This window comes from Paenibacillus sp. P4_E11 (assembly GCF_056401635.1).
In genome coordinates this window covers 1-1478 of sequence record NZ_JBFUIX010000455.1, presented here as the reverse complement: position 1 = coordinate 1478, position 1478 = coordinate 1, and the positions used below count along the sequence as shown (strand labels likewise).

1 protein-coding gene is annotated in these 1478 nt (G+C 37.6%); it reads left to right on the top strand.

Annotated features, from left to right (window positions below):
* Positions 1-36: 36 nt before the first annotated feature.
* The gene (locus AC1DWB_RS35055) at positions 37-879 is read left to right on the top strand and encodes a tyrosine-type recombinase/integrase (RefSeq protein WP_477545684.1); all 843 of its coding nucleotides are present in this window, start codon (positions 37-39) and stop codon (positions 877-879) included.
* Positions 880-1478 lie beyond the last annotated feature (599 nt).

Genomic DNA, 1478 nt, shown 5'->3' with positions numbered 1-1478 from the left:
CACTAGACTCTAGAACAAATTGGGAGGTTCTTTATTATGATTCTGTCTGAGCTTTGGAAGCTATATGAGATGGATAAGCGCGTTTTAGGATTTAGTCCGCACACCTTGAAAGCTTACTCTCTTCAGTTAAAGATGTTAACCCGTGACATCGGAAATCTCGAAATCGAAGATATTTCATTAAACTTGCTTAAAGATTACCTATCCAAGCAGTCGGAACGGCTGAAACCAAGCAGCTTAGGACATCGGATCCGTTTCTATCGATCCCTCTTCCGGTTTGCGTTTGAAGAAGGACATTTGTCACGAAATCCTGCCTTAAAGCTAAGGGAGCCAAAGACCGAAAAACGCATTCCGAAATTTCTGATTGAGGAGGATATTATTCATCTTAAAATTACCTGTCATTCCCCCCGAGAGCATGCTATTCTGGAGTTTTTGTACTGTTCGGGGTGTCGTGTTGGCGAAGTACAGAAATTAAATATTGAAGACATCAACTGGGAGAACAACTCGGCAGTTGTGAACGGGAAAGGTTCGAAACAAAGAGAGGTCTACTTTACGACCGAATGCAAGGTATGGTTAAAAAGATACCTGGATAGTCGTAAGGATTCCTGCAAAGCGCTGTTTGTCACCGAATCTAATCCTATCCGCCGTATGGCGATTCCGACGATAAGGTATTCTTTGAAAATATTGGCAGCCCGTAGTGAAGTATCCGTTAGTGTGTACCCTCATCGCTTTCGCCATACATATGCCTGTCTATTATTAGATAATGGTGCACCATTGGAGTTTATCCAGGGCATGCTCGGTCACGAGAAAGCATCCACAACTCAGATATACGCCCAATTACGGGGAGAAAGGCGAAGAGAATTGTATAGAAGATATTTCTAAAATGTCTTTGGTAGGCGTCCACATTAATAAAATAATCTAAAAATTGACTGGCTATATCTGACAATATCATTTAGAGTCGGTGATGGTCAAAGACAGTCAGGGTAAAGTCTGTTCTTAAACGCCTAATAATTTGGCCAGATATCCATACTTCTCAATTGATTCAATTGTTAGCATTTAGTATTAAATGATGTCTCAATCAATATGGATATTTATAGGAATTATTATGAGCTAGATGGAATACATGTATAGAAAACGAAATTTGTGTCAATAATGTTTCTATTCGAAAGTCTATGATTGCTATCCGTGAGCATTACTAAATTTTTATTTCATATCTCGTACAAATCGTCCATTCAGGGAGACTTGGACTTGGATAATAATTATGATCAAGATGGAAATTATTGTATTTCAAAGAGCTTATATGAACACGCCACTTAAAGAACTAGAATTATATCTACTAATCAGAGTTTTATAGTTTGCTTTATTATAATAAACATTATAAGTTATCTGAACGGTTCGATTAAACAATTGTGGCTTCAGCTTAACAATGAAAATCGTAGAACCAATGAACTTATTGATAGAAATGAAGAGAAATTAAAAGA

What these genes read in the sequence shown, in the direction of transcription:
- AC1DWB_RS35055 (WP_477545684.1), top strand. Translation starts at nt 37, where the DNA reads ATGATTCTGTCTGAGCTTTGGAAGCTATATGAGATGGATAAGCGCGTT.